Source organism: Stutzerimonas stutzeri (assembly GCF_000935215.1).
Lineage (GTDB): Bacteria > Pseudomonadota > Gammaproteobacteria > Pseudomonadales > Pseudomonadaceae > Stutzerimonas.
Window position 1 is genome coordinate 1 of sequence record NZ_JXXD01000365.1, and the last position, 896, is coordinate 896.

Below are 896 nucleotides of genomic sequence, written 5' to 3' on the forward strand. Positions count from 1 at the left end.
CCGGTGTTCTTGGTGTTCTTGGTGTTCCTGAATCGCTGAAAGCCAGTAACGACGCGGCCTACAGCGATGGAACACGAACCGTAACCGGGCGGAACACATGGTGTGCAGAACACCTAATGTGTTCCGGGAATCAGCGAACACCGACCCCGCACTTACCTGCTGGCCCGGCGTGTTTGACGGCACGCTGGAGCACAAAAGCGCGCCTTGCCGCATTCATGGGTGCGTTTAATGGGGCGGGGGGTGACAGATGAGAGACAATCCGGGGGAGAGCCGGTCAGCGTTAATCGAGCTGAATGATATTGATTGGCTGATAGCTAATATCGAAGCGCACTGGGACGCGCTATGTGGTGAATGCCCGGACGAAGCATTCCGGCGCGACTGGGTGTCGAGGCCGAACCTTATCAGCCCAGCGCAGCATATCGTTGATGCCCTTATGCCGGCCTGCGGGGCCAATGAGCAAGGCAGCACCGAATACGACTATGAAACGGAGGCCAAAAAAGCGGCGATTTCAACTGCGTTATTACTAGCCGTGCGGGCCTGCCGTGAACCGTTGACGGAATCAGACCTTAACCGTCTTGGATGGCAGTTGACCCGATTGGTCGCTCTGGATATTCAGCCTTTGAAAGATGGGCTTCGCGCTGCGCGCCAAGCCGGAGGTGTTGCCTCCGGCGAATCAAGGCGCGCAGCCAATGCTGCCCGTGACGCCGCTATCTGCTCCGAAGCCCGACGCTTACTAACCGCTGGCCGCAACAAACGTGAGCTGGCTGGAATTATCGCTACTCAGAAGCTAGGAGGCGGGCTATCGAAGAAGCGGATCAATCAAATCCTTGCAGCCGGAGGCATTAAAGGGAACTTATATGGACGCCTCCCGGAGCTCAATAGGTAGCCATGCTGGC

The 896-nt window shown here is 57.4% G+C and carries 1 protein-coding gene; it reads left to right on the top strand.

The window, feature by feature from the left end; all coding sequences use genetic code 11:
* Positions 1–247: 247 nt before the first annotated feature.
* The gene (locus LO50_RS24860; RefSeq protein ID WP_152624010.1) at positions 248–886 is read left to right on the top strand and encodes a hypothetical protein; all 639 of its coding nucleotides are present in this window, start codon (positions 248–250) and stop codon (positions 884–886) included.
* Positions 887–896 lie beyond the last annotated feature (10 nt).

What these genes read in the sequence shown, in the direction of transcription:
- LO50_RS24860 (WP_152624010.1), top strand. Translation starts at nt 248, where the DNA reads ATGAGAGACAATCCGGGGGAGAGCCGGTCAGCGTTAATCGAGCTGAAT.